Source organism: Bacillus tianshenii, from assembly GCA_020524525.2.
Lineage (GTDB): Bacteria > Bacillota > Bacilli > Bacillales > Bacillaceae_N > Bacillus_AV.
On sequence record CP129018.1, the window covers coordinates 2,763,718 to 2,785,246 of the forward strand.

Here is a 21,529-nt window from a genome sequence, read left to right on the forward strand (position 1 = left end):
TATTTTCTGGCCAGGTATTATCGTCGCAGCATCACTATGGGGTGTTTTTGCATTTAAAAGTGAAGGAGGGCAAAATAGATGATTCTAACGATTGGGATTATTTATTTACTACTCATGTTCGGGATTGGATTATGGTCAACAAAACACCAAAAAGACATGGGCACATTTTATATCGGAGGAAGAAGCTTTGGGCCATGGCTTATTGCACTCGCTGTTTCTTCGACTACAATGTCTGGATTTGGATTTGTCGGATTACCAGGACTTGTCTATGAAAATGGCTATTCCATCTTCATGATTGGCATATTCGCAACTGGCGGGATATTCGTTAGCTTTCTCATCCTTGCCAAACCAATGAGACGAATTACTGAGAAATTTGGCTCCCTTACAATTCCTGACCTCCTTGAAATTCGTTATAAAAGTAAAGCTGTGAGAGGGATTACCGCTTTAGCAATTCTAGGTGGAGCAATCGGTTATCAAATGGCCCAATATAAAGCACTTGGAAATATGCTGCAAACAATCCTTGGAATTAACTATCAAATGGCTCTCCTAATAGGTGTAACAATCTTAACGGTCTACGTTGTTGGCGGCGGGATCATCAGTGCTGTTTGGACTGATTTTATTCAAATGATCATTATGGTTATTGGTTCGCTTATCGTCTTTATCGGCGGGATGAACATGGTAGGCGGGATGACGAAAATGAACACAGATTTGGCAAGTATTAATCCAGATATGGTAAACGCTTATCATAGTACAGGTTCAATTGGAATCTTTGCGTTTATCTCTTACTTCTTCATCTATATGATTGGCCACCAAGGTCAACCTCACGTTGTTTCGAAGTTTTACATGATAAAGAAAGCTTCGATGTTGAAATGGGCATGTATCATTGCAGCTTCAACATACGGGATCACCGTTCTCCTTTGGTTCGCCGGTTTATATGCTCGTGTAATGGTTAGTAATGGTTCGATGGCTGCTCCTGCATCTCCTGATCTCGTAACCCCAATGTTTATTCAAACGTTTTTCCATCCGGTTGTTGCAGGTCTTATCTTTGCAGCGGTTATGGCCGCCATTATGTCTACGAGTGAAGCATTTTTGCTTGTTGCCAGCTCTTCAATTGTCCGGGATATTTATCAACAAATTATTCGAAAGGGAGAAGAGCTTCCAAAGACAAAAGAACTTGCATACTCACGAGGTGTTACGTTAGGTGTCATTGCTCTTACATTCTTACTTTCACTTAACCCGCCTGATTTAGTCGGCTGGCTCGGGAATGCATCCTGGGGTATTTTCTCCGCCTCACTCGTACCTGTTCTTAGTATCGGGCTATTATGGAAACGTGCCACTCGAGAAGCCGCTATTTGGTCGTCAGCTCTCGGCCTGATTTGTAGTCTTGGCTTATATATTTTAAAAGTAAAAGGCATCTATGTACCAAAGCTTGATACAGGAGCACTTGCGATGATTATTTCGACGGTTTCCTTTATCGGAATCTCGCTTATAACGAAACCTCAAGATAGCGAAATTTTCGAACAAGAAAATAATCGACACTATTATGATAATGACAAAAAAGCACTGTCAGTGGACACAACTACGACAAAAGCATAAACAATGGCCTATAAAAACAAACACCATCCAATCCCGGGCGGTGTTTGTTTTAGGCTTATTGCTTACAACGAGCTGAAGAAACAGGTAAACGAATATCTACTTCTGTTCCTTTTCCTTCTTCACTCTCAAACTGAATAAAGCCTCCATGGTTTTCAATAATCTTGAAACTGACCATCAGTCCTAATCCAGTTCCTTTTTCTTTATTCGAAAAGAAAGGCTCTCCTAACTTTGAAATCCGCTCCTTCGGCATCCCTATTCCTTCATCACAAATTTTCACAGAAATAAATTCTTCATCCACTATTTCTGAAGAAATTTTTATTGTCCCTCCATCAGACATAGCCTCAATTGCATTTTTCATAATATTAATAAAGACTTGTTTCAGCTGCTTGCTTTCACAACAAATAATCGGTAAATGATCCCCTAACAACAAATCTATTCTAATACTATGAAGCAATGCTTCTGGTTCTAGAAGTACACGTACTTCATTGAGAATGTCATGAATATGAGTGTTTTGAAATTGCATTTCTTGATGAGGCTTGGCAAGTAATAAAAACTCATTAATGATCGATTCGATCCGTTCTAGTTCTCCAAGAATGATTCGAGTATACTGTCCTTTCGTCTGCTCATCAATAAGTTGAATAAACCCTTTTATTGCAGTTAAAGGGTTTCGTATTTCGTGAGCAATCCCTGCTGCTAATTCACCTACAACCCCAAGCTTATCCCATTTACTTAGCAATAACTCTTTTTCTTTTAACTCTGTAATATCTTCACAAATACTAATGACTCTTTTTTCATTATTTTGTGCTTGATAAGCAGGATGTCTACGCCAACGAACCCATTTAATTTGTTTATCTGGCCTGACAATCCGATATTCTAATTCTTGGTAAGATGTAGCATCGCTAAGGCGGAAATTTTCATACTTTTCTTGATCTTCAGGATGTACCATTTCGATATAACGTGTTGGATCATTATAAGAAATGCTGTCGACTGGCACGCCCCAAATATTTTCATAGGCTGGACTTAAATATACAACACCTGAATGATCCGCTTTATGAATACAGAAGACCTCTTTCGTATTTTCAGTAATTTGGCGGATATTCTCCTCACTCTCCTGCAACTTTTCAAGCGTAACTTGCTGTTCATGAATATCTCGAATATGGACAGCTAGCCCATCATGGAACGGAAAGGTACAAATTTCATAATGTTTTTTTAACCCTTCAGAATAAGCTTTAAAGCGTAAGGGATTCTTTGTTTTCATAGAAGAGCGATATTTTTCTTCATAGATCGTGCCGACTATACTTGGAAACAGTTCCCAAATGTTTTCTCCAACAAGCTTTTCCTTACGAATCCCCCATATTTCTTCTAATATATGGTTCACATAGATGAAGTTCCAGTCTGTATCTACTGCAAAGAAGCCATCTAAAATACTTTCAATAATTTGTTCTAACCGCTGATTGGTTTGATCGAGTAAATTTGTTTGTTTCAAAAGCTCTTCTTCAATATTTCGTTGGTATGTAATGTCCCTTGTTGTAGCAAGGAAGGCACAGATTTTGTCTTCATCATATAACGGAGAAATAGTAAGGCTGATCGGAAAATATGCCCCATCTTTTCTCTGACGAAAAGTTACATGATTCACAATCCGTTCACCTTTTAGAACCCTTCCTTTTAAAACTTGAAATTCATCCTGTAAATGAGACGGAATAATAGGAAGGTGCATCCCTTGTACTTCTTCATTTGTCCACCCGTAAAGTCTTTCAAATTCCTTATTAACTTTAAGGGCTTTCCCATCAATATCTAAAATATCAATTGCATCCTCTGCATGTTTTAAGATCGGCTCATATTTATCACTTATTAGATCTGAGCTAGATTCTTTTGGACTCATTTCCTGCAGTACAACAATCAATTTTTCAGCTTTTTTATTATAGGTCATATTCCACTTCACACGTATGCAGCTTCCTCCCTCCCCAATAATCACTGATGGAAATGAGAAAGGGGTATCTTCCCCTACTACCTTTGTTAAATTTTCTAATACTGTCTCTTTTAAAGGAGATGGAAACAGCTCATATATGAATTGACCTTCTAACTCTTCCGATGAGTACCCTAATATCTCTGTAACAGCAGGATTACACAATTGAATTTTCCCTTTATCGTCAATGATAAAAAAAGCATCTTTCGTGATTGAAAGAAACCAGCTTATCTCTTTTTGGCCTACGAATTGTGGATTCAAAATAGCATCGAACATTTTTGTTTCACCCTCCTCTCCACTTACTATGAAGGAAATTCCCTATGATTGCAGTACAAATTGAACAACAAAATTAGACACTTTACTTACATAACGTTCTCTTACAAGCTCTTTAGCTCCATCCTTTCCACTTACTTCTACTTTATTCGACTTAATTGGATATTTGTGCATAATCAAACCTAATCTGGAAATCATAAATGATACAAATTGTCTTGAGTAAGGCGGGTGTTTTTTATGCATTGGCGTAAGCACACAGGGTTTTTAGGGAGAATTGAATATATAAAAGATTCATTCGAAAACCCTGCTGATCTAATCATCCATCATATTAAAAAGTCGACTTACTCTGTAGCTGTGATTTACTTCAAAAGTCTAGCTGACAAAGAAATTGTTCAAAGAGAGATTATTGATAGACTCCAACACGCAGAATTGCATGAGCCGTTAACTGAAACTTTCAGAAGAATCATTTCGACACCCTCAACCTTGGAGAAAACGGATGATAAAACACTGCTAGATGAACTATTAGATGGAAGTGCAATCGTTTTAATCGAAGGTGAATCTGATTACATTTGCTGTAGTGTATTTGCAGTTAGAGGACGTGAACCAAGTCCTTCTGAATCTGAAATTACGATACGCGGTCCTCATGAAGCATTTACAGAGCGTTTAGAAATGAATATAAGCTTACTTCGTATGCGTATTCGCCATCCAAAGCTTCGCTTAAAATCTGTAACAGTAGGAAAGGAAGTACGTACTAGAGTTGTTATCGCCTATCTTGAACACATCGCCCCCCAATCCGTTCTTGACGAACTAGTAAAACGATTAAATAAAATAGATGTGAATTATGTCCTGGAATCTCAACAAATTGAAGAAAATATTCAAGATAAAACACTTTCAGTATTCCCGACAATTGCAAACTCAGAACGTACTGACGTCATCGCTGCAAAAATTGTTGAAGGTAGAGTAGCGATATTCACAGACGGTACACCGTTCGTCTTAACTGTCCCAACATTATTTGTAGAGTATTTCCAAACACCAGAGGATTACTATCAACGTTGGGACATTTCAACATTACTTCGTATTCTCAGATTTTCCTCTTTTTTGTGGGGAATATTTGTACCTGCACTTTTTGTGGCACTGACCACGTTTCATCAAGAAATGATTCCAACCGAACTCTTAATCAGTATCGCTGCTCAACGTGAAGGCGTCCCTTATCCAGCTTTCTTTGAGGTAATGGTCATGGAGCTAATATTTGAAGTTTTACGGGAAGCTGGTCTACGAATGCCTAAACCAATTGGTTCTGCCATCTCAATTGTAGGCGCTTTAGTCCTTGGGCAATCAGCTGTACAAGCAGGGTTAATTTCTGCAGCGGTCGTTATTGTTGTATCGATTACAGCTATTGCAAACTTTGTAAGTCCTGCATACAACTTTGGTATCTCAGCAAGAGTTTTGCGTTTTTTCTTTTTGATTTTAGCTGGTTCACTTGGTTTCTATGGCATGTTCTTCGGTATTATGATGGTTCTTATTCATGCTGCGTCACTACAATCCTTCGGCGTCTCATTCCTTTCTCCTTTTGCGCCATTAAACTTAAGAGATTTGAGGGATTCTTATATTAAACTTCCCGACAACTGGGTGAAAAACAAGCTACCAAAGGCAATTGCAAGAAGGAGAGAGCGCCATTGACATACTTCAGCACTTACTTTTGGAAAGTTGTCATCTGTTCGATTATCTTTTTTATGCTTACAGGATGCTGGGATCAAAAGGACATTTCACAATTAGCGATCGTAGATCTAGTTGGATTTGAAAAAGACGAACGCACTGATGAATTCATTGTCTACTTTCAAGTCGTATATCCTTCTGGAACAGCTTCCCAAGAAAAAAGCATAGAAGCAAGTCCAGTCTATACAATCTCAAGTCGCCACACTTCCTTGAAGGAAGCAGTTGAGCTTGCGTCATTAAAGCTGCCAAGAAAATTATTTTTTGCAAAAACGAGAGTAATCTTACTTTCCCAACAACTTACACCAAAGGATTTAACGGAGATTTTTAATTTTCTAGAGCGTTTCCGGGAAACACGCGGTTCCATTTTAATGGCTGTTTCTACCTCGCCTTTAGAAGAAACGATGTATACAATGACGAAATTAAATGTTGTGCCTGGAGCATGGATTTTTAGTAACTTCCAAAACGTTCAAAAACAATATACAGCTACAGACATGAACTATCGAATTCGCGATGTCGTGGAACATTTTTTCAATGAAGGAAATGTGTTATTTCCTGCCATCACCACAACAGACAGCAATACCGACCAAGCATCAACTGATTCATTACATAGTATGGATGCAAGCGAAGGGATGTTTCAGCTTGAAGGAGGGATTGCTTTTCAAAATAAAGGTGAACCCGTGAAGTTTTCCATAAAGGATATGACAATGTATCATTTGTTAATGAATCGATTGGATCAAATACCCCTTACACTTAAGGAAGAAAACGGCTTACCTGAACAATATATTGAACTTACTGAATGCACGGTGCAAGATAAAAAACTCAAAAAGAAATCAATTCCTTCCTACCAATTTGATGTTTTCTGTAAAGCGCAATACTTAAATAGCAAAGGCACCGTTAACTTAAATTTACCTACAATCAACAAATTAGAAAAGATGGCAGAAAAGCAATTAGAAGCACAAATAGGTTCTTTTATAGCGAAGCTTAAAGAAGAAGATATTGATTTATTAAAGCTAACTACAAACCTCCCAAAAGAAGATAAAAACATAAAGCTAAAAGAGGTAAAGGTTAACGTTAAAACAAAAGTAATCTTCAATGAAGTCGGCAATATTACAAACCCATATAAGGAAGAGGAAGGAGGCTAAGCAAAGTGAACAAAACAGCCAATCCGAACCAACAAAAAAATGAGCTTACTACATGGCAGTTTTTCTTAATTGCTGCGAATTACTTAATCGGTCCTACTTACTTTGTTCAGATGAGTGGTTTAATTGGCAGCACAAAACAATGGGCTTGGCTTCCACCAACGCTTGCCTTCCTCCTTAGCTTAGGACCGATATGGGTCTGGCTTCATCTGCATAAGAAGTACCCTGGGAAAAACTTCGCCGAAATTTCAACAGAGCTTCTCGGCAAGAAATTTGGAGCTCTCATTACAATCATTTTTATTTATCTCTTTGTCCTTGTTGCAGCTTTCTCCACCCGAAATGTCGGTGATTTGATTACCACTGTATCCATGAAACGAACACCTATTACTGTGTTTCACTTTCTCACTTTAATTCCAGCTGTATATATGATTTCAAAAGGCGTTCGAACAATGGGACGCCTCGTCGAAATTTTAACCCCGGTGATTTTTTTAATATTCTGGGGGTCCCTCTTTTTGTTAATAGGAGAGTGGAACCAAGATCGCGTAATTCCTCCCCCAGATTCGTTCAATTGGAAAGCAATTCAAACTTCTACATTGGCTTTTTTTAGTTTTCCATATTTACAATTCATCGCAATTACATCCATTCTTCCATTAGCTCGAAATGAAGCTTGGGGAAGAAGAAGCATACTTGGGGCAAGTGCCGTGGCTACGATTTCAACAATTGCCGTCGTGTTTCTATTAATCGGCACAATTGGTGTCACTCGAATATCACATTTAACTTATCCAACCATTGCAGCTGCTCAAGAAATCCGTCTCTTTGGTGGTACGCTTGAAAACCTTGATGTGTTTGTTTCTTCAATTTTAATTAGTACAGTGGTCATTAAAGTTGCTGTCTTATTACATGCCTCTTTAGTATTTATTCAGCATATCTTAAACTTTCCATATCAAATACCGATTCTTATGCTGCTTACATTTGTGACGTTAGCTTTTGCCTTAGGTGTGCATGACAATATTATTGAAAACATTGATATCGCTCAAAAGCTAACACCATACTATTCCTTTTTGTTAGGTATTTTACTTCCGCTCCTCTTACTTGTCGTTTCTCTGTTTCGAAAAAAAGGAGGAGAGGGACAATGAAAACCTTTATGCTATTCTCTTTTCTTACCCCAGTCCTCTCTGTATTCATCTATATTGGCATGAAAAAAGATTGGAAAAGCTTCTTTACTTTTCTCTTACTCGCCTCTCTATCTGGATGGATTTGGTGGACATGGATACAAGGTGAAATAGCTGATCCACTTCAACCTATTCGCTTATTTACAAAGGCATCCCAAAGTATTTTTCCGTTTTTGAAATAGAGAAATCCCCGCTTCAAGTGGAGCGGGGATTAGAGCTAAGAATTTTCGGTAATTTGAGCTATTTCTTTATCTGCAATATGTTCATTTGCTGCTTCAATTTGTCTGTATTCATCTACTGAATCCCCTGCATAGTGGTCAATACTACTGTATGGATGCTCAGAGTTTATGTCTGTTCGAATTCCTACCTCTCCTCCCATGCTTGCTTGATTTGGTATTGGGAACTTTTTTGCGTCTTTCATGTTATCACCTCAATTATAGTTTTTATCGTTCACCTATTATCATGCATCTATTTTTCAAACGACAATTATCATAATTCTCTGCTACAATAATAAATAGCTGAACAAAGAAGGGAAATGGATAAGATGGCAACGGATGGACGTTATCGAAAAAACATTCAACCAGGATTAGAGGTTGACATTGTATTGAAGAAAGACCAAAGAACAGGAAAAACAACTCGAGGTACAGTCAAGGACTTGCTAACAAATTCTCAATATCACCCACACGGTATTAAAGTTCGCCTACATGACGGACAAGTCGGTAGAGTGGATACAATTATTGAGTGAAATCCTACAATAGGATTAAATTTATCTTGACATACCATTAAGAACAATGGTAAAAAAAGATAGTAATAAAAATTTGATATAAAGACATGCATTGAGAGAAATTCAGTAATGTTTCTTTTCCCTGTTATAGAGAGCTGATGGTTGGTGTAAATCAGTACATAGAAGAGCATGAAATTCACTTCTGGAGCAGCTTTTGCAGTATCTTGTAAAAGCCGGTTTTTAAACCGTTAACACAATAAAGTGATGAGGATTCGTCCTCATAACTAGGGTGGTACCGCGATGATAATCGTCCCTACGTAATTTCGTAGGGGCGTTTTTTATAACCTTTATTAGTTATCGGAATAATAATTAAATTTTTACAATTCAATATTTATACGTTGAAAGGAACAACAGTAGCTTCTTTATCCATGTTACAGCGAACTGATGGTTGGTGCGAATCAGTACATATAAAGCAGTGAAATTCATTCCTGGAGTAATACGGTTTGTCTCGATAAAGACTGAAAGAGGTAGAGAACATACAATGTTCTCTGAATTAGGGTGGTACCGCGGTGAAAGTCGCCCCTACGTTTGTGGGGGCGGCTTATTTGCGTCTACATAACAATGAAATAAATGGAAGGAGTAAGGAACATTGAAACAGACAGAACAATGGTCATCAAAGCTTAGCTTTATACTGGCTTCTGCAGGGTCTGCAATTGGACTAGGAGCAATTTGGAAATTTCCGTATGTTGCTGGAAACAGCGGAGGTGGAGCTTTCTTCTTTATCTTTTTACTGTTCACTTTTTTATTAGGCTTACCGCTATTATTAGCTGAGTTTGTTATCGGCAGAAGTACACAAAAAGATGCGATTGAATCTTATAAGGCAATTGCGCCAAATTCATTATGGCAATCGATCGGTTATTTAGGAATGATTACTTGTTTTATTTTGCTTTCTTTCTATAGCGTTATCGGCGGTTGGATACTTATTTACCTTTTCAAAGCACTTACTGGGCAATTAAGCGGGCTAGATGAGGGACAATACGCAGAAATTTTCCAAGCAACGATTTCAGATCCTGTAATCAGTGTCGTTGTACAATTTATCTTTATGTTTATTACAATGTTTGTTGTCGCCCGAGGTATTAAAAGAGGAATTGAGCGTGCTAGTCAAATTATGATGCCTATTCTATTCCTTATTTTTATTGTATTAATTATCCGTTCTGTCTCACTTGAAGGAGCAATGGAAGGAATTCAATTTCTTCTCCTTCCTGACTTTACGAAATTAACTGGAGAAACGATCTTGTTTGCTTTAGGGCAATCATTTTTCACATTAAGTGTTGGGGTATCTGTGATGGTAACGTACAGCTCCTACCTTTCAAAGGCTGAAAACTTACCACGTTCTGCAATATCAATCGTTGGGATGAATATCTTTATTGTTTTGCTTGCCGGTTTAGCTATTTTCCCAGCCGTCTTTTCATTCGGGTTAGAACCGAATGCTGGACCAGTTTTATTATTTAATGTACTTCCAGTTGTCTTTAATCAAATGGCATTTGGAATTGTCTTCTTTATTGCTTTTCTCTTGCTATTCTTATTTGCAGCATTAACGTCAGCATTCTCAATGCTTGAAATTATCGTTGCTGTTATTTCAAAAGGAGACAAAGAAAAGAGACAAAAATGGTCATGGATCATCGGGGGAGCGATTTTTGTCGTAGGTATCCCTTCCGCATTATCTTTCGGAGTGTGGAGTGATATCACCCTATTTAACAAAACAATTTTCGATTTAGCGGACTATTTAGTAAGTAACATCCTTATGCCGCTCGGAGCATTAATGATTGCCATTTTCGTTCCACTAAAAATAAAAAAATCAGCATTGCTTGAAGAGCTGCAACATGGTGGTGGGCTTGCTGTTGGATTATTCCAACTCTGGTATGTACTCATTCGCTTTGTAGCGCCAATTGCAATTTTTCTTGTCTTCCTTCATGTCGTTGGAATATGGAATATGATCTTTGGATAGTAATAACGAGACCTTCACCTGTTGAAGGTCTTTTTTAGTACTAGAAAAAAAAGCCTACTCCAAATTCCTCTGTTTAATAATGAAAAATAAAAGGTAGACAATCACTAAACACCCATTTATATATACAAAGCTTATTAATCATGAAAGACAGAGGCGAAAATCTTTATTGAGGAGTGTATAGAATGCAAGCACAAACGAAAGTGAAAACTGAAAAGCAACAACAGAACAGTAAGCTAGTGAAGGGTATGGTTGCAGGCGCAATTGCCGGTGCAGCGATTACAATGTTAGATTCTTCGACCCGCACACAAGTAAAAACAAAGACTAGAGGAGCGACTAGCTCTGTCAAACGAATAACAGGCAAAGTAAAAGAAAATCCTTCTGGCACTAAAGACCAAGTGATGGAACGTGTCCAAGGAGCTTCAGAAGTTCTGAAGGAAGTGATTAATGACCTTCAAAACATTTACGAGAAAGCAAGCGGAGATATCGTTGAAAAAGTAAATGACGTACAAGAAGATTCACAAGAAGCTTTCTCTTCTACAAAAGAAGCAGGAAAAGACTTAAAACAAGTTGGCGGAAAGCTTAAAGAGGCAAAGGAAGAATTAGTGAATGGGGCGGACCAATCACTTGAAAGTGAAATTAATGAACAAAGACGTGTGACACCTCCAGAATTGTAATATTCTCCACACAAAACCTAAGCCACGCCCTATTTGGGTCGTGGCTTAACATATGGCTAAGACCCCAATCCGACTGAAGGATTGGGGTTTCTTTAGTGAGTTTCCTCAATTAATAAAGAGCAATTTTTTGTGCCTAAACGCGCTTTATGTCGATTATTGTCGTTTTGTAATGGATACAATAATCTTACCGAATAGGTCATAAGGAGGGATTTAGAGATGTTCATTAACATTACAATTGGCTTAATTATTCCGTGGTTAATCGGTGTTTACTTATATAGGAAAGCACCGATTATGGTTATTTTAATCGCTCCAATCGGTGGGCTTATTTCTTTCATCTTAAATGATTGGGGATTTAATTATTTTTGGGAAGTTACACCTGTCTATAAGAACACCTCATTATCTGCTCTTCCTTATTGCCTTGGGTTGTATCCGATTTTAGCTTGCTCCTTCATTTATTTTTTGCAAAAGAAAGTCATAAATGACCTTATCTTGATGTTGCTATTCACCATTGTTTCCACCATTTCTGAGCGAATTGCAGTCATGCTTGGTAAAATCCACTATACAAATGGATGGAGTATCTTTTTTACCCTTACCTTCTACTTTGCTGGCTTTTTAACGACCTTTATTTATTATCGAATTTTAGTCAACCGAAAAATTTTACCGAAATAAAAAAGAGCAAACCACTATCAGTTTGCTCCCTTTCTCTCTTCTTATTATACATCCTTTAATTTATTGTTAATTGTGACACCTTCTGGCTTATAGTGAAGCTTCACATTTGTAATAACCTCTTTTGCGCCTGAATCGACGCCTACTTGTTGTGCTTCTTCAACAAGGTTCAAAATTTCTTTCACATTTCCTTCCACAACTGTTTCCATTGGGCCTACTTCATATTTTAACCCTGAGTTTTTAACAACTTCGACTACCTTTGGAATAAGACCATCCGTATCCATATCTTTTCCATTCGGCAATACTTGAATGCCTGCAGTCATTGTTGGCACTGTATCTCTCCTTCCTATTTTTGTCGTTTGTAAACCGTTCCTTTTTTCAATATTTATTAAACATGGTGGTTAGCTGTTTTACCAATATTTCTAAAGGGTAAAGCGCTAGTAGATTCCATTAATTCGATAAAGGAATGTACACAATGATGTTCAAAAAACTACTACCTCTTGAAATCCAGAAATATCTAGCTATGTCAAAGCGACAAAGACAATATGAGCTTTCTTTAACCTTGTGGTATATGCCTCTTGTTTATATCGGAGTAGCGTTACTACTTGTAGCTTTAACACTTTATTTAGACTTAAGATTAGAGATTTCTAATTATGTAGGTTCATTCTTTCACGCAAAAGCACAGCCTACTCGTTTGTTAGTAAGTGCGCTAATCGGGGGTATTTTAACACTTAGCGCATTTACTTTGAACTCTGTACTCGTTGTTTTAACAACGTTTAGCGGTCAATTTTCTCCCCGAATGTTACTAAACTTTATCTCAGACAGAATTACTCAACATATTCTTGGTATTTTCCACGGAAGCTTTGTCTATGTATTAGTTGTCTTTCTTTTTATTACAAGCAAACCAGAGGAATACTTTGTTGCAGTGCCAAGTATGACTGTTTTACTTGCTTTCCTTTCAGCTGTAACGTTTATCTTCTTCATTAACCATGCAACAAGCTGGATGCAAGTTCATAACATTACGTACAACATGAAGAATGAATCAAAAAGTATTATTAAACAGTCATTGAAAGATGAACTTGAACGATATCGAGTTGTTAAACCAGGAAACATGTTAGAAGATTATCGAAACCATGAAAAATTAGCGCTTTCCCCTCAGTCAGGTTATGTTCAATGGTTCAACTTTCGAAAAATGCTAGAAGAAGCACGAAAAGATGATATTGTTATTCAGTTATATAATAAAGTTGGCGATTATACGTTGAAAAATAACCGGCTTTTTTCTTATTGGGGACCCGGCGCAGAACAAATTGATGTAGCTAAATACTGCAGTTTAATTGAAATCGGCTACAAAGAGACAGAAATTCAAGATATTAAGATGGGGATGAATAAGCTTACAGAGATCGCAATCAAATCACTCGGCAATGACGACCCAAAAACAACAATTACAACTATTCATCAAATGGCTGACCTACTTTTAGCTGTCGAAGGTGACATCACCTTTACCCCATACTTAGCAGACAAAAACAATCAAACTCGTATCGTCATGGCCTCAGAAGATTTTAATTATTATTTATATCGAGGGTTTGGTTATATTCGTCATTATGCAGGTGATAATTATCTAATCATTACAGAAATTATCCTAGCACTCAGCATGATTGCTCAATCAATCAACAGCGACAAACTTGAAACGATATGGGAATTCAGCAGAAATACAATCGACCACATTCCAACTGAATTTATATACGACCTAGATCGTGACTATTTATTAGAGAAGCTGTACCATTTAGCTTTATTCACAGACCACGAAGAAGACTATTATACTGTAGAAAGACGTTTACTAAAAATCGAAGAGCAAATATAACGAAACGATGGCTGCTATTGCTTAAGCCATCGTTTTTCTGTTTCTAGGTTATTCGATACACTCTTGTTTCATACGGCTTTAATGTAAAGCTTTTTATTGCTTTGTGCTTTCTAACCGGATAGTTGTTTAATAATAACTGTTCAAATTTCAGAAAGAAATCATCTGCTTTAAACCGTACTCTTTTTGTTGATAAATTACATATCACCAAGGCTCTATCTTCATCAATGGTTCTTTCATAGACAAAGGTATGTTTATTTTTTGGGTTCAGCAGTTTATACTTCCCATAAGTAAACACAGGATTATCTTTTTTTAATTGAATCATTTGTTTATAAAAATGAAGAATGGAGTCTTTTTCATTTAACTGTTTCTCAACATTAATGACTTTATAGTTTGGGTTAACTTTCAACCAAGGTTTGCCTTCTGTAAAGCCGGCATTGGGCTTGTTTGACCATTGCATCGGTGTCCGGCTATTATCACGGGACGATGCCCAAATGAATGCCATTATTTCATCATGTGATATGCCTTCTTCTTTTTTCTCAGCGTATAAGTTTTTGGCTGCAATATCATCGTAATCCTCAATAGAAGGAAATTGGACATTCGTCATCCCAATCTCTTGCCCCTGATAAATAAATGGCGTGCCTTGCATTAAGAAATACATCGCCCCCATGGAAGTCGCGCTTTCTTTCCAGTACTCATCGTCGTTTCCCCATGTTGAAACGACCCGTGGTTTATCATGATTTTCAATAAACAGCGCATTCCACCCATCCTCTTCTAAGCCATTTTGCCATTTCGTTAATACTTTCTTAAATTTTACGATATCTAATTCTGGCTTTGTTTCAGCGTCCCAAAGCCCTAAATGTTCAAATTGAAAAATCATATCCATCTTACCTTTTGCTTCACCAACCCAAAGGTCAGCCTCTTCAATACTGACGCCATTCGCCTCTCCAACGGTCATCACATCATAATTACCATAGGTACGGTCTTTTAATTCTTGAAGAAATTCGTGAATGCCAGGTTGATTCATATGCATCGCAAATGAGGAAACATACTTTTTCTTCTTTGGGTTTGGCATATCTGGTAAATGAGGACGTTTTTTGATATGACTAATCGCATCAATTCGAAATCCATCTACTCCTTTATCAAGCCACCAGTTTACCGTATCGTAGAGTGCATGTCGTACTTCTTCATTTTCCCAGTTTAAATCAGGCTGCTTCCTTGAAAATAAGTGTAAATAATATTGTTGGGTCTCTTCATCATACTCCCATGCAGATCCGCCAAAAATACTCTCCCAATTATTTGGTTCCTTCCCTGATTTTCCGTCTCTCCATATGTACCAATCTCGTTTACTATTTTCTTTAGAGGAACGTGATTCAATAAACCAAGGGTGTTCATCACTTGTATGGTTCAGCACAAGGTCGATGATTAACTTCATTCCCCGCCTATGCACCTCGTGAAGAAGTTGATCAAAGTCGCTCATTGTACCAAAATCAGCCATGATATCTTGGTAGTCAGATATATCATAGCCATTATCGTCATTCGGTGACTGATATACTGGACATATCCAAATGACATCAATCCCTAAATCTTTCACGTAATCTAATCGTTGAATAATTCCTTGCAGGTCACCAATGCCATCCCCATTTGAATCTTGGAAGCTACGCGGATAGATTTGATAACCAATTGCTTCTTTCCACCATTTTTTCTTCTCCACATCATAACCCCCTCTTCATGTTCATAATACCCTGAATTTTCGTTTGTATGTCTTTGTTTAGGATAATGGATGAGCTTAGGGATTTGAGCCAGTTCCTTTCTTCCCTTTTAACTTAGAGAGCAGGAATTCTAATTTACTAAATAACCATTGAATAGCTAAACCATGCAGAATAACGCCAATGATGGAGGTAATAGTAAGAAGCCATAATGTAGCTGTAGTTGGAGCAACCCCGGAGTTATGACCAAAAAACATCAGTTGCCTTATTATAAAAAGTAATGAAGTATGATATGCACCAATGCTTTCTTCTATTTGCCAGATTATAAGAGCTTCAGTTGCTAAAAATACAAAAATTGAAAGGAAGAGCATGGTTTTCGATTTGTAGGTTAGTTTGTCAACGAGAGGCTGGAAATAATACTTTGTAATCGTTTTGATTCGAAATAAGTAAATGATCCGTACAACTCTTGCTACTTGAAAAAACTGATCAAGCGGAATAATCGCAATCACAAGAAAAGGATTCTGCTTCAGAAACTCCCACTTATTCTCCGAACGTATAAATCGCACTAAAAAATCAAGAAAAAAAGCAGCCCAAACAATTAAATTAATTGTTGTGTTATATGATTGATTTGTCCAAAGAGTAAGGATTGTAAGCATAACAAGTACAATCATTATCACTTCATAAATTCGTTTCATCACACTTTGCATAGCTCATCCCCCATTTATAAGCTCTAGTTCCATTATACTTGTTCTTTCTGGAAATCGCTTACATATTGAGATAATTTGCAATAGAAAAGCTCACTTCCTATACAATAAGAAAGTGAGCTTTTCGAAGAATGGAGCCAAGGGGGCTCGAACCCCTGACCTTCGCGCTGCCAGCGCGACGCTCTCCCAGCTGAGCTATGGCCCCGTATATGTATATCTAATATTTTATTCACAATTCCTTCTATTGTCAATCATTCTCATATATACGTACAAACCTGCCTCAATAAATTGTATAATGAAGTAAAGCTAGAGAAAGGATGAGCGCCAAGATGGGAATGCCGCTTGAATTAATTACGAATATCATTACGAATGGAGAAGCAAAACGAATTCAAGACAATACCTTTGAACTTATAAAGGATGGATATCGTCTCTATCCATTGGATGTAGTACTTGAAGTGCGGAAGACTGAGGACGGCGATGTAAATGCACAAGCGATGATTCGTAAAATTACGTGGGAAGATAACAAAACGATTTTAATTTATGATTTAACAAGCTTACATTCACCTAATTAACAGTTCGCGCAAAGCGAGCTGTTTTTTTGCTTATACCCTTCTTGTATTCTGCCCATACTGTAAAAGATATCATAGAAGGAGGGCAGCGTATGAGAAACAGTCGAACAATCGGCTCGTTGTTACGTGCTTCAAATATTTTACGTTTATTTTTTATCATGTGTGGGTTAATCGTAATTTTCGGCATTATTATTCATTTTCTTGAGCCGAATATTTTCCCAACGATCTTTGATGGAATTTGGTGGGTTGTAATTACCGCTTCCACTGTCGGGTATGGCGATTATGTACCAACCAGTACTGCTGGTCGAATTATCGGTATTCTATTGATCTTGTCTGGCGGTGCTTTTGTGACGTTTTACATTACAGCCTTGTCTGCGTCAACGATTAATTTTTTGAATGCTTACAATGAAGGGGCAGCCACTTTTCGCGGAGAGAAGCATGTTGTTTTTGTCGGTTGGAATCAACGGGTTAAAAGCACGATTGAACAAATTCTTAACTTAGAGCGTAACACTCATGTTGTTCTAATTGACCAAACCCTACAGCAAAATCCATACTCCTTACCGAAAGTTCATTTCGTAAAAGGCGATCCAACAGATGATGCTACCTTACAACAAGCAAACATTCAAAGGGCTGAAACAATCTTAATTACAGCTGATCAAAATAAAAATGAAAAAGATGCAGATATGAGCTCTATTCTTACGCTAATTACTGCAAAAGGATTAAACCCACAAATCCATAGTATCATTGAAATTTTAACTGCTCAACAAGTCGCAAACGCCAAAAGAGCTGGTGCTGATGAACTAATTGAAACGAATACTTTTTCAAGCTTCGTCATGATGAATAGCTTCTTATCACACGGAATGTCAGATACCATCTTTACAATGTTGAATCATATTAAGGGAAGTAAGCTGAAATTTGTTGCAGCACCTGAAGATTGTATAGGAGCGATATTTGGAGAATGTAGTCAAGCTTTTCTCAAGGAGCAAAAATTATTGCTTGGAGTAAAAAGAAACGACGAATCCATTGTGAATCCGCCGCTTGACTTTCAAATTGCTAAAGGAGATTATCTATTAGTTATCGAAAATTAAACATGTAACACTTGTTCCAACTCTTTTACTAATGACTCTCCTACTTGAACAAGCTCCTTTGGAAATTCTGCATCTGGGTCTTCAGGTTCTGAGAACTGGTCAAATGAAGCTTTGAAGTTAAAAACGTGCACATTATCATCTAATCCACGCTGGTATTTATGTGACAGTAGAAACGGCTTCTGAAGACGTACAGTACATCCCTTCGAATCAAGCTGTCCGTCAACGGCTTCAAACGGCACCCGTAGAAACTGATAGCCTACTTCATCATCAATTTTATAGTCGAAATAACCATGATCATAATCCCAGTTTCCACCAATATCATATCCAATCGGCTTCAGTGTTTGTTCTAACTCAAACAATCCGATGACCTTTCCTTCGACCTTTGAATTTACTGGTATCATAAGCTCGGACACCACCCTTTATATCATTCTGTTATTAGATTGCCCAATCATTTAAGAATCATAATCAAGTATGCTAATTTCCATATTATACAAACAAGCAACTTGTCGTTTTTCATACAATAACGCTTTTCTTCATAGGTATAAATATATGTGTCTTAAGGAGGCGTAATATTTGAAAAGAATTGTACTCTTATTGCTGAGTTGTTTGTCCCTCCTTCTTGTGCCTACCATGTCTTCTGCAGCGCTTAAGATAAATCCACCGATCTATGTTTTTGTTGATGGAAAAGAGCCAAACTTTGTTAATCAACCTTATGTGAAAAACGGCACAACTATGGTTGAATTTCGTCCGATTTTTGAAATGTTAGGTTTAACAATTGATTGGAATGCCAAACAAGGAAAAATTACAGGCAAGAACAGCAATAAAATTATTCAGTTATTTCTTAATCAACGAAATGCCTACATTAATAACAATAAACAAATCCTTACTAATGCTCCGGTGCTCAAGAATGGCAAAACAATGATACCACTTCGTTTTGTAGCCGAAGCAACAGGTAAAAAGGTCTTCTGGGATGAAAAGACACAGATGATTATTATTAATGATGGTAAGTTTGCAAAAGCTGATTTTTCTTTTTCATTAGATGATTTAAATGAGCAGTTTCTTAAAGATGCCGAAAATGGATTCCTAGGACCCTTTCATGCCTCACTTACAGCTAATTCATTAGGACAAGTCGTTAACACGTATGGCTTTCCAGAATATCGTCATAACGGCTCTTACGCCTCAGAAGACATACCTGGACTGAAATACGGGCATTATTGGATTTTCTTCCTCGGTGAGAAAGGAAATACGTATCTCCTTCAGCCGAAAATTACCGAAATTGCTGTGAGCTTACCGAATAAAACAACAAATGCCCATATTACGAATCGCATCGGAAGTCCACATGAAATCGACGAAGGACTCTACACAAATCTACGCTACTATACTGGACCATATACTCTGACCGTTCTTTCAGCAAACAGCAACCTTGATGGGAATGCGTGGTGGCTGAAGATTAATTAAGTAAACCATCCTCTTATCAGACTCTAAAACAACAAAGAGCTTCGCCGCTTAACACGGTGAAGCTCTTTGTCATCATGAATTATTTTTTAAGGCGCAGTTCTAATGCGGCTTTGTCTGCTTCATAGCCAGGCTTTCCTAAGAGGGCAAACATGTTTTTCTTATAGGCTTCAACACCAGGCTGGTCGAATGGGTTAACGCCTAACAAGTAACCGCTCATTGCGCATGCTTTTTCGAAGAAATAGACAAGGTAGCCAAATGTATAGGCATCAAGCTGCGGTAAGTGGATGACAAGGTTAGGCACGCCGCCATCTGTGTGGGCAAGCATTGTTCCTTCATATGCTTTCTTATTGACGTAATCAACTGTTTTTCCTGCAAGATAATTCAAGCCATCTAAGTCTTGTTTATCTTCATCAATTGTGACTTCTTTGCGCGGCTTTTCAACCATTAATACTGTTTCAAATAAGTCACGGCGACCTTCTTGGACGTATTGACCGAGAGAATGTAGGTCTGTGGAGAAGTTTGCAGAAGCAGGGAAAATTCCTTTTCCATCCTTTCCTTCACTTTCTCCAAATAACTGCTTCCACCACTCGCCGAAATATTGTAGGGCCGGTTCATAATTGACAAGCATTTCAATAGACTTTCCTTTATTATATAAAGCATTTCGAATAACAGCGTATTGATATGCAGGGTTTTGCTCAAGTTCAGACGCACTCAGTTGTTCACGTGCATCGGCTGCGCCTTTCATCATCGCTTCAATATCAATACCACTTGCCGCAATCGGAAGTAGACCTACTGCCGTTAGAACAGAGTAACGACCACCAACATCATCCGGAATGATGAATGACTCATAGCCTTCTTCTTCGGCTAGAGTTTTAAGTGCACCTTTTTCTTTATCTGTTGTAGCGTAGATTCGTTTGCGAGCTTCTTCTACGCCGTATTTCTCCTCTAGATGCTTTCGGAAGATACGGAAAGCAATTGCCGGCTCTGTCGTTGTACCAGATTTTGAAATTACATTAATCGAAACGTCTTTATTTTCAATTACATCAAAAATATCCTGCAAGTATGTGGAACTAATATTGTTTCCAACAAAGATTACTTGCGGTGTTTTACGTTGTTCCTTGCTTAACGCGTTATAAAACGAGTGATTTAACATTTCCATTGCTGCACGCGCACCAAGGTATGAACCACCAATCCCAATAACAAGCAACACGTCAGAATCATTTTTTATCTTCTCTGCAGATTTTTGAATACGAGAGAATTCTTCTTTATCATAATCACGCGGCAAGTCTACCCAACCAAGAAAATCATTGCCTGGACCTATTTTCTCATGAATCGCATGATGAGATACCTTCACAATATCACGCAAATATGTAAGCTCGTGTCCTTCGATGAAATCTGAAACATTTGAGTAATCAAAACGGATATGTGTTGTCATTAAATTGTTCCCTCCATATTTAAAGGTTGGCTCTTTCACTTTATCGAAAGAAAACAGCGGAAGCAAGAAACTAACCAAATGTAAACGTTGACATCCCCAAAAAAGTTCAAGTTCCCATCGTTAAGGCAATTTCCCGCTCCGCTGTTTCATAAAACATTGGAATAAATGATATTATTTAACTGTAATCCGAGCCTTTACTTCGTCTAGTTCGATTGCCATGTCATTATATTCATCAATACAATTTTGTTCATTTGTATAAACCATATCCATTGGCGTAAATGCAACATAATATATTGGGCCAACTTGGGACAATAAGCCATCTTTGTATTTACTGTTCTTTACTTCTTGCTGATACTCTTCTTTTTGAATTTGTGCAAGTGAAAACAATGACTGTTTGCTTTCGGATTCTTTACAAATGTGCAAGACCTCTAATCTGTTTCCATCTTCAACGACTTCATATTTTCCAGTCCAGCTTTTTGGTGTTGCAAAGCTGACATCACCTAAGCCAAATTGTTCAGTAATTGGACCTTCACCATTGTTCGTATTTTGCCCCGTACAACCAGCTGATATGAAAACGACAACCATCATAACGAAGAGAAAGAACTTTTTCATTTTGACAACTCCATTCAAAAAATGGTTATGATTTCATATTCTATCGCATTTCACTCAGCAAAGGTATGAACAAAAAAGTACAAAAGAGCTTGGACAAATCAATTTTGCAAAAAGAAAACCCGAACAAAGTTGTTCAGGTTTTCTTTAAACAGCAACAAATGC

General features: G+C 37.6%; 22 protein-coding genes, 1 tRNA gene and 2 other annotated features. Of the genes, 13 read left to right on the forward strand and 10 right to left on the reverse strand.

What is annotated here, in order from left to right:
* Positions 1 to 78 precede the first annotated feature (78 nt).
* Positions 79 to 1,596, forward strand: a complete 1,518-nt coding sequence (locus LC040_14000) for a sodium/proline symporter (GenBank protein ID WLR50368.1) — start codon at positions 79 to 81, stop codon at positions 1,594 to 1,596.
* A 55-nt stretch (positions 1,597 to 1,651) separates the two neighbouring features.
* On the opposite strand, the gene LC040_14005 is transcribed toward LC040_14000, so the two are convergent.
* Complete coding sequence (locus LC040_14005) at positions 1,652 to 3,838, reverse strand: PAS domain S-box protein (GenBank protein ID WLR50369.1); 2,187 nt, start codon at positions 3,836 to 3,838, stop codon at positions 1,652 to 1,654.
* Between the two features lie 42 nt (positions 3,839 to 3,880).
* Positions 3,881 to 4,078: a hypothetical protein gene (locus LC040_14010; GenBank protein ID WLR50370.1), complete on the reverse strand. Its 198-nt coding sequence runs from the start codon at positions 4,076 to 4,078 to the stop codon at positions 3,881 to 3,883.
* Between LC040_14010 and LC040_14015 the strand changes: the two genes are divergently transcribed.
* From LC040_14015 to LC040_14030, 4 genes are read left to right on the forward strand one after another with little or no spacing between them, the layout of a single operon-like run.
* Positions 4,073 to 5,515 (forward strand): spore germination protein, encoded by a 1,443-nt coding sequence (locus LC040_14015; GenBank protein WLR50371.1) that lies wholly within the window; start codon positions 4,073 to 4,075, stop codon positions 5,513 to 5,515. The genes LC040_14010 and LC040_14015 overlap by 6 nt on opposite strands.
* A complete protein-coding gene (locus tag LC040_14020; GenBank protein ID WLR50372.1) occupies positions 5,512 to 6,693 on the forward strand; it encodes a Ger(x)C family spore germination C-terminal domain-containing protein in 1,182 nt (393 codons plus the stop codon). The genes LC040_14015 and LC040_14020 overlap by 4 nt, the downstream gene beginning before the upstream one ends.
* A 5-nt stretch (positions 6,694 to 6,698) precedes the next feature.
* Entirely contained in the window at positions 6,699 to 7,826 is a 1,128-nt protein-coding gene (locus LC040_14025; protein WLR50373.1) for an endospore germination permease, read from the forward strand.
* Positions 7,823 to 8,044 carry a hypothetical protein gene (locus tag LC040_14030; protein WLR50374.1) on the forward strand — a complete coding sequence of 74 codons (222 nt, stop codon included), beginning with the start codon at positions 7,823 to 7,825 and terminating at the stop codon, positions 8,042 to 8,044. Before LC040_14025 ends, LC040_14030 begins: the two co-directional genes overlap by 4 nt.
* A 35-nt stretch (positions 8,045 to 8,079) precedes the next feature.
* Here the strand turns inward: LC040_14030 and LC040_14035 are convergent, their stop codons facing one another.
* Complete coding sequence (locus tag LC040_14035; GenBank protein WLR50375.1) at positions 8,080 to 8,283, reverse strand: hypothetical protein; 204 nt, start codon at positions 8,281 to 8,283, stop codon at positions 8,080 to 8,082.
* A gap of 123 nt (positions 8,284 to 8,406) precedes the next feature.
* Between LC040_14035 and LC040_14040 the strand changes: the two genes are divergently transcribed.
* The 4 genes from LC040_14040 (at position 8,407) to LC040_14055 (ending at position 11,937) form a co-directional block, all read left to right on the forward strand.
* On the forward strand, positions 8,407 to 8,607 hold the full coding sequence (locus LC040_14040; GenBank protein WLR53301.1) for a YwbE family protein: 201 nt from the start codon (positions 8,407 to 8,409) through the stop codon (positions 8,605 to 8,607).
* A gap of 82 nt (positions 8,608 to 8,689) precedes the next feature.
* Positions 8,690 to 8,904 (forward strand) — a binding site (T-box leader).
* Between the two features lie 71 nt (positions 8,905 to 8,975).
* Positions 8,976 to 9,173: a binding site (T-box leader), on the forward strand.
* 62 nt (positions 9,174 to 9,235) lie between these two features.
* Complete coding sequence (locus tag LC040_14045) at positions 9,236 to 10,594, forward strand: sodium-dependent transporter (protein WLR50376.1); 1,359 nt, start codon at positions 9,236 to 9,238, stop codon at positions 10,592 to 10,594.
* Positions 10,595 to 10,776: 182 nt separating this feature from the next.
* Entirely contained in the window at positions 10,777 to 11,268 is a 492-nt protein-coding gene (locus tag LC040_14050; GenBank protein ID WLR50377.1) for a YtxH domain-containing protein, read from the forward strand.
* Positions 11,269 to 11,484: 216 nt separating this feature from the next.
* Positions 11,485 to 11,937 carry a hypothetical protein gene (locus LC040_14055; GenBank protein WLR50378.1) on the forward strand — a complete coding sequence of 151 codons (453 nt, stop codon included), beginning with the start codon at positions 11,485 to 11,487 and terminating at the stop codon, positions 11,935 to 11,937.
* A 44-nt stretch (positions 11,938 to 11,981) separates the two neighbouring features.
* On the opposite strand, the gene LC040_14060 is transcribed toward LC040_14055, so the two are convergent.
* Positions 11,982 to 12,257 carry a thiamine-binding protein gene (locus LC040_14060; protein ID WLR53302.1) on the reverse strand — a complete coding sequence of 92 codons (276 nt, stop codon included), beginning with the start codon at positions 12,255 to 12,257 and terminating at the stop codon, positions 11,982 to 11,984.
* 152 nt (positions 12,258 to 12,409) lie between these two features.
* Here LC040_14060 and LC040_14065 point away from each other — a divergent pair, with 152 nt between their 5' ends.
* Positions 12,410 to 13,795: a DUF2254 domain-containing protein gene (locus tag LC040_14065; protein WLR50379.1), complete on the forward strand. Its 1,386-nt coding sequence runs from the start codon at positions 12,410 to 12,412 to the stop codon at positions 13,793 to 13,795.
* Between the two features lie 43 nt (positions 13,796 to 13,838).
* Here the strand turns inward: LC040_14065 and LC040_14070 are convergent, their stop codons facing one another.
* From LC040_14070 to LC040_14080, 3 genes are all read right to left on the reverse strand, one after another.
* On the reverse strand, positions 13,839 to 15,506 hold the full coding sequence (locus tag LC040_14070; GenBank protein ID WLR50380.1) for an alpha-glucosidase: 1,668 nt from the start codon (positions 15,504 to 15,506) through the stop codon (positions 13,839 to 13,841).
* A 75-nt stretch (positions 15,507 to 15,581) separates the two neighbouring features.
* Positions 15,582 to 16,208, reverse strand: coding sequence for a transporter (locus tag LC040_14075; protein WLR50381.1), 627 nt, complete (start codon positions 16,206 to 16,208; stop codon positions 15,582 to 15,584).
* Between the two features lie 129 nt (positions 16,209 to 16,337).
* Positions 16,338 to 16,410 (reverse strand) — tRNA-Ala (locus tag LC040_14080).
* A gap of 124 nt (positions 16,411 to 16,534) precedes the next feature.
* Between LC040_14080 and LC040_14085 the strand changes: the two genes are divergently transcribed.
* Both LC040_14085 and LC040_14090 read left to right on the forward strand, forming a co-directional pair.
* Complete coding sequence (locus tag LC040_14085) at positions 16,535 to 16,777, forward strand: DUF2584 domain-containing protein (protein WLR50382.1); 243 nt, start codon at positions 16,535 to 16,537, stop codon at positions 16,775 to 16,777.
* Positions 16,778 to 16,866: 89 nt separating this feature from the next.
* Positions 16,867 to 17,862, forward strand: a complete 996-nt coding sequence (locus LC040_14090; protein WLR50383.1) for a potassium channel family protein — start codon at positions 16,867 to 16,869, stop codon at positions 17,860 to 17,862.
* On the opposite strand, the gene LC040_14095 is transcribed toward LC040_14090, so the two are convergent.
* Positions 17,859 to 18,263, reverse strand: a complete 405-nt coding sequence (locus LC040_14095; GenBank protein WLR50384.1) for a YugN-like family protein — start codon at positions 18,261 to 18,263, stop codon at positions 17,859 to 17,861. The two genes, LC040_14090 and LC040_14095, sit on opposite strands and share 4 nt — an antisense overlap.
* A 172-nt stretch (positions 18,264 to 18,435) precedes the next feature.
* Here LC040_14095 and LC040_14100 point away from each other — a divergent pair, with 172 nt between their 5' ends.
* Positions 18,436 to 19,320, forward strand: a complete 885-nt coding sequence (locus LC040_14100) for a copper amine oxidase N-terminal domain-containing protein (protein ID WLR50385.1) — start codon at positions 18,436 to 18,438, stop codon at positions 19,318 to 19,320.
* A gap of 79 nt (positions 19,321 to 19,399) precedes the next feature.
* Here LC040_14100 and LC040_14105 read toward each other — a convergent pair whose 3' ends face one another.
* Entirely contained in the window at positions 19,400 to 20,755 is a 1,356-nt protein-coding gene (locus LC040_14105; GenBank protein ID WLR50386.1) for a glucose-6-phosphate isomerase, read from the reverse strand.
* A gap of 171 nt (positions 20,756 to 20,926) precedes the next feature.
* Positions 20,927 to 21,367: a hypothetical protein gene (locus LC040_14110; GenBank protein ID WLR50387.1), complete on the reverse strand. Its 441-nt coding sequence runs from the start codon at positions 21,365 to 21,367 to the stop codon at positions 20,927 to 20,929.
* Positions 21,368 to 21,529: the final 162 nt, after the last annotated feature.

Excerpts from the sequence above, each read along its gene's own strand:
- LC040_14000 (WLR50368.1), top strand. The coding sequence starts at position 79 with ATGATTCTAACGATTGGGATTATTTATTTACTACTCATGTTCGGGATT.
- LC040_14005 (WLR50369.1), bottom strand. The coding sequence starts at position 3,838 with ATGTTCGATGCTATTTTGAATCCACAATTCGTAGGCCAAAAAGAGATA.
- LC040_14015 (WLR50371.1), top strand. The coding sequence starts at position 4,073 with ATGCATTGGCGTAAGCACACAGGGTTTTTAGGGAGAATTGAATATATA.
- LC040_14010 (WLR50370.1), bottom strand. The coding sequence starts at position 4,078 with ATGCATAAAAAACACCCGCCTTACTCAAGACAATTTGTATCATTTATG.
- LC040_14030 (WLR50374.1), top strand. The coding sequence starts at position 7,823 with ATGAAAACCTTTATGCTATTCTCTTTTCTTACCCCAGTCCTCTCTGTA.
- LC040_14035 (WLR50375.1), bottom strand. The coding sequence starts at position 8,283 with ATGAAAGACGCAAAAAAGTTCCCAATACCAAATCAAGCAAGCATGGGA.
- LC040_14040 (WLR53301.1), top strand. The coding sequence starts at position 8,407 with ATGGCAACGGATGGACGTTATCGAAAAAACATTCAACCAGGATTAGAG.
- LC040_14050 (WLR50377.1), top strand. The coding sequence starts at position 10,777 with ATGCAAGCACAAACGAAAGTGAAAACTGAAAAGCAACAACAGAACAGT.
- LC040_14055 (WLR50378.1), top strand. The coding sequence starts at position 11,485 with ATGTTCATTAACATTACAATTGGCTTAATTATTCCGTGGTTAATCGGT.
- LC040_14060 (WLR53302.1), bottom strand. The coding sequence starts at position 12,257 with ATGACTGCAGGCATTCAAGTATTGCCGAATGGAAAAGATATGGATACG.
- LC040_14065 (WLR50379.1), top strand. The coding sequence starts at position 12,410 with ATGATGTTCAAAAAACTACTACCTCTTGAAATCCAGAAATATCTAGCT.
- LC040_14075 (WLR50381.1), bottom strand. The coding sequence starts at position 16,208 with ATGCAAAGTGTGATGAAACGAATTTATGAAGTGATAATGATTGTACTT.
- LC040_14085 (WLR50382.1), top strand. The coding sequence starts at position 16,535 with ATGGGAATGCCGCTTGAATTAATTACGAATATCATTACGAATGGAGAA.
- LC040_14090 (WLR50383.1), top strand. The coding sequence starts at position 16,867 with ATGAGAAACAGTCGAACAATCGGCTCGTTGTTACGTGCTTCAAATATT.
- LC040_14095 (WLR50384.1), bottom strand. The coding sequence starts at position 18,263 with ATGATACCAGTAAATTCAAAGGTCGAAGGAAAGGTCATCGGATTGTTT.
- LC040_14105 (WLR50386.1), bottom strand. The coding sequence starts at position 20,755 with ATGACAACACATATCCGTTTTGATTACTCAAATGTTTCAGATTTCATC.
- LC040_14110 (WLR50387.1), bottom strand. The coding sequence starts at position 21,367 with ATGAAAAAGTTCTTTCTCTTCGTTATGATGGTTGTCGTTTTCATATCA.